The following is a 787-nucleotide window of genomic DNA, read 5'->3' as shown; positions in this document are numbered from 1 at the left end:
ACCCCCACCACATCACCACCCCCCACTACTGGACCCAACACATCCGCCAACCCGTCCACTTCACCCAAAGCATCCAAACCCTCCACCAAAACAACACCACCACCTACCTCGAAATCACCCCACACCCCACACTCACCCCGCTAATTCACGGCACGCTCGCCGATCTGGGTGTACCTGCCGAGGACGTTGTCGTCACGCCGACTTTGCGCGACGGCCACCAGGAGCTGCCCACTTTTCTTTCAGCGCTCGGGCGCCTGCACGCTTTCGGCACCGAACTCGACTGGCCACGGGTCCTCGATGAATTGGGCGTCCCGCGTCCCACGACACCAGTGGTCCTGCCCACCTATGCGTTCCAGCGACAGCGCTACTGGGTGAAGGCACAGGTCGGAGCGGGCGACGTCACTTCAGCCGGTTTGGAGACGGGCGGCCATCCGCTGCTCGGCGCCTGCGTGACGCTCGCCGACGAGCAGACCACCGTGTTCACCGGGCGCCTGTCCCTGGACACCCACCCCTGGCTCGCCGACCACGCCGTCAACGGCGTGCCCGTCCTCCCCGGCACCGCCTACCTCGAACTCGCCATCCATGCAGGCGACCACACCGGCACACCTCACATCGAAGAGCTCACGCTCCAGGCCCCCATGACCTTGCGAGCCGGTACACCGCTCCGACTCCAGGTCACGCTCCAGGCACCCGACGACAACGGTCACCGAGCCTTGACCATCCACTCACGCTCCGACGATGGCGACGCCGACGAGCAGCCCTGGACCTGCCACGCCACCGGCACCCT

The 787-nt window shown here is 66.2% G+C and carries 1 pseudogene; it reads left to right on the top strand.

The window, feature by feature from the left end:
* A pseudogene (locus E1266_RS37540) lies at positions 1–787 on the top strand (polyketide synthase dehydratase domain-containing protein); the annotation flags it as partial.

Origin of the sequence: Actinomadura sp. 7K534 (genome assembly GCF_004348575.1) — a bacterium.
GTDB classification, from domain to species: Bacteria; Actinomycetota; Actinomycetes; order Streptosporangiales; family Streptosporangiaceae; genus Spirillospora; species Spirillospora livida.
This window is presented reverse-complemented; position numbering and strand designations above follow the sequence as displayed.